This is a genomic window from Listeria monocytogenes, assembly GCF_013282665.1.
GTDB classification, from domain to species: domain Bacteria; phylum Bacillota; class Bacilli; order Lactobacillales; family Listeriaceae; genus Listeria; species Listeria monocytogenes_C.
Window position 1 is genome coordinate 1,796,509 of the sequence record NZ_CP054041.1, and the last position, 15,428, is coordinate 1,811,936.

Annotated in this window: 14 protein-coding genes, 1 tRNA gene and 1 pseudogene; 12 read left to right on the forward strand and 4 right to left on the reverse strand. The window is 35.0% G+C overall.

Annotation, left to right across the window (positions count from 1 at the left end; translation table 11 throughout):
* Nucleotides 1-17 precede the first annotated feature (17 nt).
* The 4 genes from HRK21_RS09000 to HRK21_RS09015 all read left to right on the forward strand — a co-directional run bounded on the left by HRK21_RS09000 (nucleotide 18) and on the right by HRK21_RS09015 (nucleotide 1,892).
* The gene (locus HRK21_RS09000) at nucleotides 18-410 is read left to right on the forward strand and encodes a DUF1398 domain-containing protein (RefSeq protein ID WP_003738298.1); all 393 of its coding nucleotides are present in this window, start codon (nucleotides 18-20) and stop codon (nucleotides 408-410) included.
* 96 nt (nucleotides 411-506) lie between these two features.
* Nucleotides 507-1,247 carry a sulfite exporter TauE/SafE family protein gene (locus HRK21_RS09005; protein WP_069888189.1) on the forward strand — a complete coding sequence of 247 codons (741 nt, stop codon included), beginning with the start codon at nucleotides 507-509 and terminating at the stop codon, nucleotides 1,245-1,247.
* An 84-nt stretch (nucleotides 1,248-1,331) separates the two neighbouring features.
* Nucleotides 1,332-1,610: a hypothetical protein gene (locus tag HRK21_RS09010; RefSeq protein WP_070006317.1), complete on the forward strand. Its 279-nt coding sequence runs from the start codon at nucleotides 1,332-1,334 to the stop codon at nucleotides 1,608-1,610.
* A 15-nt stretch (nucleotides 1,611-1,625) separates the two neighbouring features.
* A complete protein-coding gene (locus HRK21_RS09015; protein WP_003738301.1) occupies nucleotides 1,626-1,892 on the forward strand; it encodes a DUF3116 family protein in 267 nt (88 codons plus the stop codon).
* Between the two features lie 37 nt (nucleotides 1,893-1,929).
* On the opposite strand, the gene HRK21_RS09020 is transcribed toward HRK21_RS09015, so the two are convergent.
* The 3 genes from HRK21_RS09020 to HRK21_RS09030 all read right to left on the reverse strand — a co-directional run bounded on the left by HRK21_RS09020 (nucleotide 1,930) and on the right by HRK21_RS09030 (nucleotide 4,869).
* Nucleotides 1,930-2,373 carry a GNAT family N-acetyltransferase gene (locus HRK21_RS09020; RefSeq protein ID WP_070006316.1) on the reverse strand — a complete coding sequence of 148 codons (444 nt, stop codon included), beginning with the start codon at nucleotides 2,371-2,373 and terminating at the stop codon, nucleotides 1,930-1,932.
* 30 nt (nucleotides 2,374-2,403) lie between these two features.
* Nucleotides 2,404-3,105 (reverse strand): SGNH/GDSL hydrolase family protein, encoded by a 702-nt coding sequence (locus tag HRK21_RS09025; protein ID WP_070006315.1) that lies wholly within the window; start codon nucleotides 3,103-3,105, stop codon nucleotides 2,404-2,406.
* 84 nt (nucleotides 3,106-3,189) lie between these two features.
* A complete protein-coding gene (locus HRK21_RS09030; RefSeq protein ID WP_070006314.1) occupies nucleotides 3,190-4,869 on the reverse strand; it encodes a DUF6044 family protein in 1,680 nt (559 codons plus the stop codon).
* 303 nt (nucleotides 4,870-5,172) lie between these two features.
* On the opposite strand from HRK21_RS09030, the gene HRK21_RS09035 reads away from it, so the two are divergent.
* From HRK21_RS09035 to HRK21_RS09060, 6 genes and pseudogenes are all read left to right on the forward strand, one after another.
* Nucleotides 5,173-9,909 carry a Cna B-type domain-containing protein gene (locus HRK21_RS09035; RefSeq protein ID WP_070006313.1) on the forward strand — a complete coding sequence of 1,579 codons (4,737 nt, stop codon included), beginning with the start codon at nucleotides 5,173-5,175 and terminating at the stop codon, nucleotides 9,907-9,909.
* Between the two features lie 96 nt (nucleotides 9,910-10,005).
* On the forward strand, nucleotides 10,006-10,281 hold the full coding sequence (locus tag HRK21_RS09040; RefSeq protein WP_031695168.1) for a hypothetical protein: 276 nt from the start codon (nucleotides 10,006-10,008) through the stop codon (nucleotides 10,279-10,281).
* Between the two features lie 33 nt (nucleotides 10,282-10,314).
* A pseudogene (locus HRK21_RS09045) lies at nucleotides 10,315-10,840 on the forward strand (cysteine hydrolase family protein).
* 86 nt (nucleotides 10,841-10,926) lie between these two features.
* Complete coding sequence (locus tag HRK21_RS09050) at nucleotides 10,927-11,631, forward strand: HAD family hydrolase (RefSeq protein ID WP_069888194.1); 705 nt, start codon at nucleotides 10,927-10,929, stop codon at nucleotides 11,629-11,631.
* A gap of 104 nt (nucleotides 11,632-11,735) precedes the next feature.
* A complete protein-coding gene (locus tag HRK21_RS09055; RefSeq protein ID WP_070006312.1) occupies nucleotides 11,736-12,152 on the forward strand; it encodes an Rrf2 family transcriptional regulator in 417 nt (138 codons plus the stop codon).
* A 12-nt stretch (nucleotides 12,153-12,164) separates the two neighbouring features.
* Nucleotides 12,165-12,758: a class I SAM-dependent methyltransferase gene (locus tag HRK21_RS09060; RefSeq protein ID WP_070006311.1), complete on the forward strand. Its 594-nt coding sequence runs from the start codon at nucleotides 12,165-12,167 to the stop codon at nucleotides 12,756-12,758.
* Nucleotides 12,759-12,826: 68 nt separating this feature from the next.
* Here the strand turns inward: HRK21_RS09060 and HRK21_RS09065 are convergent.
* Nucleotides 12,827-12,916 (reverse strand) — tRNA-Ser (locus HRK21_RS09065).
* 1,070 nt (nucleotides 12,917-13,986) lie between these two features.
* On the opposite strand from HRK21_RS09065, the gene HRK21_RS09070 reads away from it, so the two are divergent.
* Together HRK21_RS09070 and HRK21_RS09075 are read left to right on the forward strand one after the other, a co-directional pair.
* Nucleotides 13,987-14,901, forward strand: coding sequence for a trypsin-like serine peptidase (locus HRK21_RS09070; protein WP_069888196.1), 915 nt, complete (start codon nucleotides 13,987-13,989; stop codon nucleotides 14,899-14,901).
* Entirely contained in the window at nucleotides 14,901-15,260 is a 360-nt protein-coding gene (locus HRK21_RS09075) for a lipoprotein (RefSeq protein WP_003727234.1), read from the forward strand. Before HRK21_RS09070 ends, HRK21_RS09075 begins: the two co-directional genes overlap by 1 nt.
* The last annotated feature ends 168 nt before the right edge of the window (nucleotides 15,261-15,428 follow it).

The following is a 15,428-nucleotide window of genomic DNA, read 5'->3' on the forward strand; positions in this document are numbered from 1 at the left end:
ATGATTGGAGACTAGTTATGATTAATGAACAAACAATTTTACAAGCAGCAACAAGTGAAAAAAACGCCGGAGATTTTCCTAAAGTAGTTCAAGGTTTTAAAGATTTAGGTATAACTAAATATCAATTTTTAGTCGAAAAAGGTGTTTATGTATTTTGGGACGAAATGGGCAATCAAGTGGAATCTAAATTAAATGGTGTTTCTATGCCAGTCTCCGAAGAAATTTCGCACGACAAAATGAAAGATGCAATTAAACAAGCACAAGCGGGAAAAATAGATTTTGAAATATTTATCAAATTAGCTGGGCTAGCAGGTGTCAGACTGTGGGAAGCTGATTTAACTGCAATGAAAGTAACCTATATAGATAATACTGGGAATGATTTAGTTATTGAGCCAATCCCGAGTATTTAAAACGCAAAAGACAATAGTTTATTGTCTTTTTTTAGTACTTTTAAATTTTTGAAATATGTTATGCTGAAACAGTTGAAAGAAAAGAGGTAAAGTATAATGGATATGATTACGTACTTTCTAATTGCACTAAGTACAAGTGTTGTAGGAAGTTTTTTAGGAATAGGTGGCGGAGTTATTCTTTTGCCAATTTTACTCTTAATGGGCGTTTCTCAAGGAACTGCAGCATTTAGCTCGGCGCTTACTGTGTTCACGATGGCGATTTTTACGTGTAGTATTTATTACAAGAGAAAGCAAGGGAATGTAGGCTTAGCACTGAAAATTGCTGTAACTAGTATCCCGACGACTTTTCTTGGTGCGATGGTGAACCAAATGTTGCCAGAAGCAGTTTATCGCTTTTTGTACGGAGCGTTAATTGTTGTTTTACTAGGGATAATGGTTTGGAAAAAGAAACGACATAATGAAAAACCACATTTTTTAAGTGAATATCGCATAATTCCATATGTATTCGGTGTGATTATTGGGTTTTTAGCTGGTTTATTTGGTATTGGTGGTGGGCCAATCGTCATACCAATTTTGCTATTAATTTTTATGTTGAACCAAAAAACAGCATCAGCAACATCCAGTTATGTGACATTACTGACATCCCTTGCAAGTATAGGTTCCTATGCAATTATCGGTGGGAGTGACTTTTCGATTGGGATTTACATGATACCAGGAGCAATCATCGGAGCACTCATTGGTACAAAATTAAATAAACTCTTAGACGAAAAATGGATCGCGATTCTATTTAACATTTTACTTATCGCCCTTTTTGCTTTAAATTTAATTAAAATGTAACCTCGAACAAGCTATGAATGTAGCTTGTTTTTTTGTTGTCCTTCGTTATTTTGTGTTAAGCTTAGACAGAGTAGGAGGGGTAAGATGAAAAGAAGTTGGCCAGATTTTATTGCATTTTTACTAACAATCCTAACTGTAACTTGGATAATTTTAACTTGGGGATTACATATTTCGGAGATAGTACCTGGAGGCGAAAAAGGTGTTTTGTATAAATTAATCCCGCTCATTTTAGGGATAATTTCAACAATAAGTATCTTTTTTGTGAAAGAAAAATTGATAAGATGGATTCTACTAGGTTTTAACATTTTATTATTAATTTTAATTTATTTTGTGTATCATATTGGGGAGATTGGGATGTTTTAATAGGGGGTTGATAGAATGAATGAACCAAATAAAGCGGTGATCTATCAAATTTTATCTAAAACAGAAGAACAAAATGCGACGATGGATCATTTGGTTTTTGAAATGATGCAATTCCCTGGTGCCGCAGCTTTCACTAAAAATGAATTGTTGTTTGGGGTTTATTGGCTAGAAACGCATCATTATATTTTTCGAATGAATGAAAATCAAAAAACAAGATACTATCGAACAGAAAAAGGACATGAAAAATTAGCTGAACTAGAGCTTTTAAAAAAGAATAGTTAAAAAACAACTTGATTTCCCGGGAAATCAAGTTGTTTTTTTATAGGTATTTAGCCATCGTAATATCGGTGTTTTGAAAACCAACTTTATTATATAAGCCGATAGCTGTTTGATTATGCGCGAATACATGTAGTTCAATTTTAGTAATTTGCATGTCTTTTGCCAGTTTGTCTAATGCTTCTAGTGTTTTTGTTCCGAATCCTTTACCACGGAATGCTTCGAAAATCACAAAATCATAAATAAAAGCATGTTTACCAGAACGAGTTTCGTCCACATGGAACCAAATATAGCCGATTTTTTCTCCTGAGATGATGCTGTAGAGATGTTCATTTGGTGTAGTAACGCCATCGTATAGTAATTTGTTGAAAGAGTCTTGGGATTTAGTTAAGGCTTCTTCTTCATCCCATGTGCCTGCCTCTACTTTTTCTTTTGCGTAATCTGTAATGGCTGTAGATAAAAAGTCTTCTAAATCAGAAGCGGTCATTGTTTGTAAATGTAAAATAAAAATTCCTCCTTATGCTTTATGGAAACTTGCGTACTGAATGAATTTCTGAGACATGGCAATATGACCAGCCTCATTTGGATGAATACCATCAGCACAGAGCAATTTTTCATAATGAAATTCAGCGAGAAAACTATCGCGAACATCAATCATGTGGCTTCCAGTTTCGGATGCAATGCGTGAAATCGTATTGCTATATCGTTCCTGCCAGCGATAGATCATCTCTACATCACCGCCTAAAAACTCCAAAATGTTATCTTTATTCAGTCCATTTCTCGTAATGAAATCAAAATAACGTTTCGCGTGAAGGGGAGGCAATGTCATTAAAATAGGTTTAATATCCAGTTTTTTTAGTCGTGCAATCATTTCAAGTAATTGCGTTTCAAAAATGTTAATCGGGGTGCTAGGAATGTGCTCGGCTGTTGGGTTTTCGGAAACTTCCGCCCAGTTAAAATCACAATCATTTCCGCCAAATTCGATAATGGCGATATCGTTTGTTGCATCTTTTGCTAAGTCTTTTGTTAGAATTTCGTGGCCTTTGGTGATTGTACGACCCATTGTGGAATGATTTTTAAAAGTCAGGCCAAGTTTTTCAGATGCTCGTTTAATGCAGTTGTTTTTAAGCAATGTATAGCGATTTTTTTCTGGATTGAAAAGAACGCCTTTCAAAATACTATCGCCCCAAACACCAACTGACTGAATGGTTTTCTTCATAATCATCACTCCTTTTATTAATCATACCACAAAAAAAGCGAAAGACGCGATTTGTTCCTTAAGAAAAAATCACGCCTCACGCTTTTAATTAGTTACTTTGTATAAATAAATTTTCCAGTAAGATTCCTTATTATCGAAGGCTTTTTCGAATTGGAGCCCAACTTCTGAAGCATTATCAATTGGAACAGCTGACAGAATATACTCGCCGCCAATCTTTTTAAATGCCTCTGTATTAAAATCTAATTGTTTAATGTGTTTTTTCGAATCCTTACCGAAATCATAATTTTTCCCTAATTCAGCAGAAAATAAATAACAGCGATTGCCCCAATTATCGTAATAATCTTCTAAAACAGGGCTCTTGTCTAGCTCTCCAGCAATAATTTTTCGGAAAGCCCTTTTATAAGCAAGTGGATAGGAGTTCACATAGCCATCGACAGTATAAAAGCCGCTTTCTTGGGAAACAGACGGGTGCAGGCCGATACTTCCGACACGGTAACTTGACTGGGGTTTACCAATATAATCTTTAATTTCTTCCATTTGCTCCGTGGCGTAAAATTGATTAATGCTTGGCGAGCCATTTCCAGTGCGGTAGTAAATCTCAGAATTATTAGCGAAAACGACAACAAGTTGAAGCGCAATCGCTACATATGCTAACTTTCGCCACCAATTTCCCTTTTTAATTAAATAAACAATCGCAAGTGCGAACAATCCATAAAATAAAAACGGCTGTAAAAAATGAAAACGTGAAAAATTAAACGTCCGCATGATTTCCACATGTTCTTTAATCCCATTCCACCCCTGATACCACCAAAATCCGTACCAAAAAGATAAAAATAAATTAAAACCAAACAACCATAAAAAGAGTTTTTCTTTGACCCATTCGCGTTTGACAATGATTAATACGAGAACAAGAAGTAATACTGGCAAAATAACAAATCCTGCAAGCGCTTGGTCATGTGTGTGCCCATAGATGAAATTTTTAAAACTTAGCCGAACCGAACTTAAAAATGACAAATTGGGTAAACTAAATTCACTCCTTGAATCCGGCTCAGGATGAAGGAACATGCCATAAATAAAACGATAATTCACTAGGACGTAAATCAAACCCATGTATATTATGCTAAGCAAAAATCGAATATTTACTTGTTTTTTCTTCATAACATCATACAACCAAATACAGCCAACCATTACTAAAAAGAAACAAAATCCTAATATTAAACTGGAATAAAATGGAAGTAGCGTCAGTATAATCACATTCCAAATTCGCCGCTTATTATTTCTAATGTTTAAAAATGCCCATAAAGCAAGTGGCATTCCAAGCGTACTCAGCATGCCTGATGGCCAAAAGGGTGTCAGCGCAAAAGCTAAGGAAACAAAATAAAGTGGCACGAGATATTTTTTATCTTTAATAAGGTAATCTCTTGCCCATAAAAATAATCCTAAAAATGCAAAAATACGTGTAATTAACTGACTCATCGCAAAGGCAATTGGTGTGCTGAAAATCATGTAAAGCCAATCAATCCCAACAAACTCTGAATCAAATGAATCTCTGGGGACACTGTCATCCATTATTTGATCTATATTTGCTGTCCCGACCTTAGCGGTGTAATCCCCGCTATTCAAAACCATTTTGTACCAAGTCACATTAGAATCCAAGTTATCATGAATCCTTACATGACTATTCCCGCCAAGAATAAATAATGGAGCGACATAAATTACCAATAATAATACTGCAATAATTAGCCACTTATGCTTTTTCCACATAGTTCTCCTCCTTCATTATCTCTACCATATATATGTACCCGAGAAAACTATTTTTAATTATATCAAAGGAAACGAGCTTTGTTCATTAATAAAGGTATAAACCTAATACTTTATTATCCTTATCCAAACATCAATTATGGCGAAATCGTCACAACTTCTTCTTTTATATAGGCAGTTTGGGGCGGTTAGCTTCTTCCAGAAAGCCATTCTAGCTAGTATGATACGTTTAAGAAAATTATTCAAATAGAACAATTAGGTCTATTTTGAGTAATTTCAATAATTAGTAGTAAAAGGAGAATTATCATGCTAAAACACAACTGGCAAAAAGTGTTCGTTGTAATGGTTGCGGTTGCCCTTGTTTTGCAACTAGTTCCATGGTCTAATATTTTCGCCGGAGCGGAAGAAAATCAGATGAAAACAACGCAACAAATAACACCACCAGATGATCAAAAAGCAGCGGATGAAAACAACTCAACCGTAATACCTGACACTAAAGAGATAACTAAAAATCTAGTTAACGGAAAGCAATTGTTAAAAGATTCCGTTGAATGGAATTTTACAAATAAAGTAACGGATGCAAACGGGAATACAAAAACAGAATATCAACCAGGAGATACTATCAAATTGGCAGTAAGTTTAGCCATTCCGTCTTATTCAGAGTCAGTTTTAAATGATACCTATACATTTTGGATTCAAAAATCATTTTTCCAAGGAGATAAAGCGACCTTTGTGAATCCAGTAATTGATGGAATGACACCAAAACAGTATATATTTACAGAAGACTCTATCAAAAATCCTACTGGTAGCAAGATAATTGATGGTATTGAATACGTAGGTTATAGCCTCCAATTCAATAAAAATCAGGAAGTTTTAGAAAAGTATGCGAATGAGCCTTTAACAAATGCGAAGTTTGATATGTTCTTTACATTAAGCACAACAATTTCTCAAAAAGAAGTTTATACTCCAATCATTATAGAGGACAATAGCAACGTTAATATTAGTGAAATTGAAGTGCCAGTAACCCCAACGGAGCCGGATACGAAAGATGGCGTAATGCGCACAGCCAAAAAAATGGACTCGGCTTGGCGGATGGATCCAAATACTGGAAAATATATTCTAATTGCGGATAATCCCGAAAACTATGTTCCACAAAATGGAGATTTAGTCTATTTCAATATTTTTACAAATAACTATTCTGGAAAAACAGCAGTAGTAAGCAAAATGACGGATGAACTTCCTTCTGGATATGCTATTTTGGAGGAAGATTCTACTGAATGGCAAGCATTAATTAAGGCAAGTGGAAGTCAATTGCAAAGAGGTTGGAAGTTATCTGATGATCAAACCAACCTAGCACCAGGAGCGAAAAGATATGATTTTCCTTATGATCCTGAAAAGGAATTTGCCCCTAACGCAGGAGAAAATAGAGGACTTGCTGCTAAAGTAGTAGATGTAACAAAAGACTTAACTAACATTGCAAAAGTTCCCTCAGCAGGAGGAGAAGGTTCTACAGGATCAGTAACTCCTAGTGGGAAAGATGTGTATGATATGGCTATAAAAACCAAAATCAACGCAACGTATGATAAAAACAATAAATTAGTTGGTAAAGTTGCTTCAGATGTTACACCTGTATCTATTACAGAAGGAGCTACGGTAAGTGTTAATTATACAGCAGTTAACCAAGGTAATTACACGAAAAATAATGTAGTCTATGCCTATATACCAGCAGGTTTCGAATTAAATAATGAAACAGATGAATTTAAAACAGCTAATCAAAAATGGAAATATGAAAAAACAATACCCCAAGATAATGCTAACGGGATATGGAGTGACATTAAAGTATATTCCTACACAATACCAGATGGAATGGAATCTGGCGGAAGTAAATCAGTTCAACTATACGCTAAAGCGCAAGGTATGCCAGATGATGGCACATATGTTTCAACAGATTTTTATATAGCTGGAGAAATTGGATCATTTTCGAATTTTAATGGGGATTCTACATTAGATGGAAGCATTACTGACGTGGATTCAACTCCTGATATGAATCCAGGTAATGATTTATTAAGTAATCTGGATGGAACCGTAAAACCAATTGATAGCTTTGAAAAAGAAAAAGCACATGTAATCAATCAAAATGCTAAATCAACTACTGACTTGCAGGATGAAGATGATTTTGATTACGATTATGTCACTTTCGTAAAACCACCTGTAGTAATTCCTACCAACGGAAAAATGTTTGAGAAGACACGTTTATCAGCTGCAAAAGCACAAGAAACTGCACGCAACTTACTAGGCGTGGATATTGTTGGAAAAGAGCTCAAAGATTATGTTCCACTAGCTGATGACGGAGTGATTACTTCTCCAAAAACATATATGGTTTATGAAATGAATATTAATCCAGATGGAATAAAAGATACGCTAAATTCCACTTTTACTGACACATTACCAAAAGGGTTAAAAATGTTAGAGTATGATATTAATAGTTTGAATTCAAGCAATAAACATATATATGGCTTTACAATGAATAAGTACGAAGGTACCCCGAAATATACCAATGCAGACGGAGAAGATGTAATTGTCTATCAAGATGGATTATACTCCAATAAACAAGTCTGTATAGCAAACAGCAAATTAAATGATATTGGCGTTAGGTATTTCGGAAACAATGCAGAAAAAATGGGCGTGACTGGCTCAGTAACAAATGATGCTCGTACATTAACACTTAACTTTGGACAGCCATCGACGGATCCGTTTTATAATGAAACAAAAGCTGCTTATAAAGTGTATATGATTGTAATTATTGATCCTAATGAAATTGATTACAGTAGTATCATGCAAAATAAAGCAACATACACTTATAATGAAGGTGAAATCGTTTCATATGAAAATAGTGAAATGAGCTGGGCTGCTGGTGGCGGAACTGCTTATGCAAAAAAATATGTATTAGATAATAAAACAAATAATTATTTAAGCGGAAGCCAGTACAGTCTGGCTATACCTGATGCTAGTGGAAATGTATCTGTAGATTACAAGGTCCGCGTGAGAAGTGCTTATGAATTTGATAAATCATCTATCAATATCAATGATAAAATACCAGCGGCTAACTTCAAATCTATTTCCGATGTATCAATTAATGGATTTGAAGCAACAGCTAATACTGGTTTCTTACAAGATGGAGAGCTCGAATCTCCAAAAACCCTAGATGCAAGTGATTACGCACTAAATGCTACGGTAAATGGGGATGAATTAACTATCACAAACCCAATTGATATTCCTCAAATGCAACTTTATAATGTTTTGTTTAAAGTAAACTATAAAGATGTAAAATTTGGGACAAAACTAGTTAACCGAGCAGCTGGTTCAGAAGTAAATACGGTTGTCCCGCTAGAATTAAATCTTCTAAAACAAGACGATATAAGCAAAAATGCATTGACAGGCTATGAATTCAAAGCTTATTATGCAGATGAAAATGGAAAAGCAGATTTAACGAAACCAGTCAAAGATACAGATAATAACGAAATTGTGATGACGGATTCGTCTGGTGCAGCAAACTTCATCCCGACTGGTTATAAAACAACTTCTCAAAATCAAGAATGGAAAGTAGTTCTTGTTGAGACCAAGACCCCAACTGGTTATGAATCAAATGAAAATAAAGAGTATCCAGTTACAGTGAAGAGTGATGCGAATGGTAACTTATCCATTCCAACTAGCACAGAAACAGGTCTTGAAATCACCAATGATGATCACGGAGCAACAACAGCGACTATTGACAACCATGCAGACGTGAAAATGATTGATGTGAATGGAGAAAAAACTTGGACAGGTGACACAGAAGCAGATCGTCCGGACTCCATCGAAGTACAACTTTTACAAGATGGTGTAGCATACGGTAGCCCAATTACTGTAACAAAAGCAGATGACTGGAAATATGAATTCAAAAATGTTCCAGAAACAAACGCAGATGGAAATAAATACACGTATACAGTTTTAGAAAATACAGTAGCTAACTACACAAGTGCTGTCACAGGCCTTGATATTAACAACACATTAATTAAGCCAGACATAAAAATGATTAATCTTGACGGTCAAAAAACGTGGAAAAACGATACGGAAAATGATCGTCCAGCATCCATCGAAATTCAATTACAACAAAATGGACAAGATTATGGTTTCCCAGTAACGGTTACAAAAGCTAATAACTGGAAATACGAATTTAAAAATCTACCAGAAACAACCAATGATGGAGCGGCTTACAACTACACAATTGTAGAAAAAGCTGTCCCAGGCTATGAAACTAAAGTTGACGGGATGAACGTCATTAACACAAAAATAGATGCACCAAAAATCACTGTTTCTGGTGAAAAAACATGGAAAAATGATACGACCAAAGATCGGCCAGACTATATCGAAGTACAACTTTTACAAAATGGCCAAACATATGGCGATCCAGTCAAAGTAACGAAAGAAAGCGACTGGAAATATAGCTTTAAAGATTTGCCGAAAGCTGATGCTAACAACAACGCTTATCGTTACTCTGTTGCAGAAAAAGCAGTTCCAGGCTACAACACAACAACAGATGGAATGAATTTAATCAACACAAAAGTAACCGATAAGAAAAATCTAACTACAGCGAGCGGTACAAAAACTTGGGTAGGTGACAATGAAAAAACACGTCCTGCATCTATCGAAGTACAACTTTTACAAAATGGTAAAGCATACGGAACACCAATTAAAGTAACAGCAAAATCGAATTGGAAATACAGCTTTACCAACCTTCCAGAGAAAGACAAAACAGGTAAAAAATACAGCTATACCGTATCTGAAAAACAAGTATCTGGCTATAGTGTAACCGTAAAAGGTATGGATTTAACGAATACAAAAGTAACAAAAATAACAATAAAAGATACACATTCTACCAATAAACCAAGTAAAACGAAAAAATTACCTGGAACTGGTGATACAAATGGCATGTTGCTATTTGCTGGTGGATTAGCACTGTTATTCTTAGGGGTGTACCTTAGAAGAAAAAGTGCTAAATAAAGAAAACAGCCGATCCAAGTAAGCTTGGGTCGGTTTTTCTTTTGAATAAAGTTAAAATCGGGTATACAGATAAAAATGAAATAAGGGGGATTCATGATGAAAGAAGAGTTACTGCAAGCGATCGAAGTGGGCGAACCAGTTTTACTCGTAACGGCAATCGGGTATATTGTAGGAATTGTGGAAACAAAAGGAGAGCTTATTCGCTTAAACGATGTGTATATCAATTGTGTTTCAGCTAGCAGAGTAAATCGTTTCAGCCGAGGCTTAGCTGTGAATATCAATCAAGTTATCGGTATGCAACGATTAAGTAAGTCGGAGAAAGACGAAATGATTGGCGGTTGGAAGGCATACGTGGCACCGACAGCTGGATAAAATATAATATAAGCAGCACTTGCGGAGGTCTGAATGATATTATTAGTTGTTGATACACAAAAATTAAATATGACGAATAAACTATACAATTTCGATTCACTTGTATCCAATATAGAATAATTAATTACTACCGCGCTGAAAAATAAAATAGAAATAGTTTATATACGACATGACGACGGACCTGATACAGAACTTACAGAAGGAAAAGAAGGATTCGATATTTATGGGAAATCCAACCAACTGCACACGAAAGAATTTTTGATAAAACCGTCAATAGCGCTTTTAAAGGAACAGGCTTACTTGAATACTTAAAAGAAAAGGTATGAAGAAAATTGTAGTAGCAGGGTTGCAAACTGATTTTTGCATCGACGCCACGGTGAAATGTGGTTTTGAACATGGTTACCAGATGATTGTTCCCGCCCGCGCCCATTCGACGGAAGATAACCACTTTATGTCGGGGGAGAATAGTTATAAGTACTATAATGAATGGATGTGGCCTGAGTGTTACGCGACCTGCATATCTATGGAAGAAACGATTAAAGAAATGGAACATAGCTAAGAGAGTCTAGGCATTACGCTTAGACTCTTCCTACTTTTTCGATTTAATGGTAGAGTAAAAGGAGTGAATTTTTGCAGGAGGAAACGATGATTAACTTAATTTTTGATATTGATGATACAGTTTATGACCAACTAAAACCATTTGAAAACGCATTTAAAACTGTTTTTGGAAAAGCAGACAACCTGAAAATCGAAAATTTATATATTAAAAGTCGATTTTATAGCGATGAAGTGTATCACCGTGTTGTCCGAGGCGAAATGCCGAAAGCAGAAATGCACGTTTACCGGATTACGCAGGCGCTCAATGATTTTGATTATCAAATTACGAAAAAAGAAGCAGAAGCCTTTCAACACGCCTACGAACAAAATCAACGCAAAATCGAACTTACGCCAGGGATGAAAGAAATTCTCAGATGGGCTAAAAAGAACGAAATAACGATGGGAATTATTACAAACGGACCAAAAGAGCATCAACAACATAAAATAAATGATTTACAAATAATCGATTGGATTCCAGCCGAGCATACTTTTATTTCTGGTGGAGTAGGTATCGAAAAACCAGACAAAAAAATATTTGAGCTAGTAGAAAAGCAAATTGGAATTAATAGTGCAGAAACATATTATATTGGTGATTCTTTTGAAAATGATGTAATTGGTTCAAAAAGTGCGGGATGGAAATCTATTTGGTTGAATAGACGAGGACATTTGAGACCAACAGAGGCAGCATTTCAGCCAGATTATTGTGTTGAAAATGAGCAACAATTATTCGCAATTTTACAGGAGATATTTTAAGACCTTTTTCCATTTTGGGAAAAGGTTTTTTAGTTATGAATTGACACTTTTGACTATAAGGGATATTATAGAGTCATTAAGTCTTTAATAAAGAAGGTGAACGTATGAAATTTTCCAAAGCAACCAATTATGCACTACATACGATGGTTTATTTAACTAATTTATCACCAGAAAAATCTGTCGGTGTGAAAGAACTTGCGACCAAGCAAAATGTGTCGCCAACTTATCTATCTAAAGTGTTGACGATGCTAGTGAAAGCGGGCTTTATTGAGTCAGTAACAGGCGTCAATGGCGGGTATAAGTTAGCAGAATCAGCAAGTAGTATTAGTTTTCTTGATGTCATTCAAGCGATTGAAGGGAAGGGAGCCTTTTTCCATTGTGATCCTAAAAACCACAGCGAAAGCCAGCCGCACTGCTTGATTGGCGAAGTGATGAATAAGGCAGAACAACAAATGGAAGATTATTTAAGCAAACAAACAGTAGGTAGTATTGTCGTGGAAATTGAAAAACATCAACATTAAAGGAGTGCTAAAATGAAACATCATCATAATCACCACGGGGAAGCTGGATTTAAACGAAAAGTAGATTATTTGGATCGTCCAGAGCGGAGTGAAGTGCTGTCGCCAGAGGACTTTTTGAAAGCTATGCCAATCGAAAAAACAGCGAGCATTTTAGATTTAGGGGCGGGAACAGGATTTTTAACGATTCCAGCTGCAAAATTGGTTGATAATACAGTTTTTGCATTAGATTTAGATGCGAAAATGTTGGAATTAATTGAGTCGAAAGCGGAGGAAGCGGGTTTGGCTAATGTAGAAACGTTAGAAGCCAGCATGAATGATATTCCACTTGAGGCAAGTTCGGTGGATGTTGTGCTCGCATCGCTCGTGTTACATGAAGCAGATTCGCTCGCGGATGTTTTGCGTGAAGTGAGTAGAGTTGTGAAAACTGGCGGCTATTTTGCTAGTTTGGAGTTTGACACGAAAGGAACTGATTTGAAAGGCCCACCAATGGAAATTCAGATTTCTGCGGAGAAGTTGAAGGAAGAGCTCGCGGGATTTGGATTTGAAGTGGTGAAGAATTGGCAGTTGGATGAGGGGATGTATGTGAGTATTGCGGTGAAGAAGTAACATCAAAAAGGTTCACGCTTAAAAATAGCTTTGAGTGCTATTTTTAGACGTGAACCTTTTTATTTCTACGGAGAAACGGGGATTCGAACCCCGGCGCGGCATACACCGCCTAACAGATTTCGAGTCTGTCCCCTTCAGCCGGACTTGGGTATTTCTCCATGTATGTGTATCAATGATTTGTGAGCCTTTGCCATTTTTTTGACTATCAAATCAATTTCAACAGATTTTATTTTAGCATAAAATTAGGAAAAAGAGAAGCAGCGGAATCTTTCTTTTCCTGCGTGACATGGGTATAAATATTATTTGTATATCGGTGTGCCCTAATCGTTCTTGTTTTTATTAGTGATGTATTTGCTTCGAACTGTAGAGAATCCGTGAGTGTGGCTTAAATCCATGACAAGTTATTTTTTAAGAGTCACTACGATATTTAAAACAGTTATCTAACCATGCGTATATTGAACTAGGATAATAATAATTTTCTTCATTATTGAGTAAGATTTGAACTTTATCCAATCTCAAAATATGATGATTCTCATGTTAATAGCTTTTCTATTTCTTAAAAGCATCGATTGTAGAATAATCTATACTAATATATCGCTTAACAGCTTTTGTTTAAGTTGTGTTTACTAAAATGTGAGTATATTTCACCGTGTGACAAAGTTTTGTTGACATATAAGCGTTTATTATTTAAATCTACATCCTTCCACGTGAATGCCAAGGCTTCGTATTTTCTTGAGTTAATGAAAGCTAAATGATTGAAAAGTATACTTGGAATTTTGGTATGGCAAAAACGATAGGTATTACACAACAAACTACTTCTTGAAATGAACGAAAACTATTTAAGTGAAAATTATCACATATAAAATTGATGAGCGTCAATAATCTTAAAGTTTGATGAATAATTATACCGATTTATTCATTTGATAGTTATTGATTATGATAAATAATTAAATAAACAAGGAATTTTTATAAGGTAAATAACTCATATTTTGAACAAATATGAGTTTTTTGTGACGACTAGAAATAGGGATGTATAAATCGTGAATAGTTACTCATTCTGAATATTATTTCGTGAACAAAAAACATAATGGCACACAAATTGTGTAAGGATGAATCTAAATAAGACGCATTTTTGATCGTTCACGACAAGAATCGGACATTTCATTACATTTTTGGTTATACATAGGCTTTTCATGCTAATATTTTTTTGTTACTAAAATAAAAGGAGATGAACATATTGAAAAAAATTACAGCTATTTTTATTTTTAGTTTAGCAGTTTTGCTAATGCCTTTAAGCGGCAAAGCAATTGTTGAAAAAAGTTTGGATTTAAGCGGAACAACAGGTGTCACGAATGAGGAGCAACTTGAAATACAAGATTTTGTTGACTCATCTAAAGAAGCTAGAGAGAAGTTTGTTGAGGAGTATAATGAGGCACATCCTGAGGATCAGGTGGAAAATACGGAGCCAATAATTAATCCTATAGAAAAACAGGCACCTAGACTTTTGAAAAAAGTGGTTGGGGCAGACAATAGAGTAAAAGCAAATGTAAATAATTCTCCATATAAACAAATAGGCTATATGGAAATGTCATTTAAGAAAGGAAATAAAATGGTTTGGTATGTTGGGACAGGAACAATTATCGGAAGCAATAAAGTCTTGACTGCAGGACACAATTTGTATGATAAGAGTACTAGATCGTGGGCAAATGGAGTTATTTTTCAGCCTAAAATGAATAATTGGGTATCCCCAACATATGTTACTAGTTCTAAATTACATATACCTGTAAATTGGTCGTCAAAAGGAGATAGCAATTATGACATAGGTGTAGTTACTTTATCTAAATCGGTTAGTAGTTATGGTTCTTTAAAATACAGAGTGCCAACGGCTAACACTACTTTATTTTCAACCATATCTGGATATCCCGGAGAGAGTCCCAAAGCTGGTTCACAGTGGTATGGAAATGGTAATGCACTTATTACCAACCAAAAAATTTCTTACTCCATAGATACAACAAAAGGACAAAGTGGTTCTCCGATAATTAACAATGGATCAATTATCGGTGTTCATACATTAGAGGATTCAGCAAATTCAGGAGTTAGAATAACTCCTGCTTTAAAATCTTTTATTGATGGAGCAAAATAATGAAAAAAACTATCAGCTTAATACTGTTATTATTAATTTTAACGGCTTGTTCAAATAATCCCCAAAAAGATTCTAGTGTAGAAGCTAACGGGATAGTAGAAAGCGTGGATGATTACTCAATATTAGTTAATAGCTTTAAAGAAAATTCAGACAAAGCTCCCGCGGATAAAGGTGAGAAAATTTATTTTGATATAGAAGATAAATATTATAATGAGGAAGGCAAGAAAATAAAACTCTCCGAAATTAAAAGAAATGATAAAGTACTTATTGAGTTATCAGACGATTATAAAATACAAGAAACTTATCCAGGGAAAATAGACTCAATGGATGTAATAAAGATTATTAAATTAAATAGTTAAATTTATATTAAGCAAATGATAATATAATAAAAAATAAGTGTGTTACATTAACCTGTTTTGGTGAAGTAATATGCTTGTTTTTTAATTCCTTTTATTCTTGATCCAAGGAATTTTTGTTCGTTTTTTTAGTGATAGGAGAAAAAATGTATGATTTAATAGATGATGTTT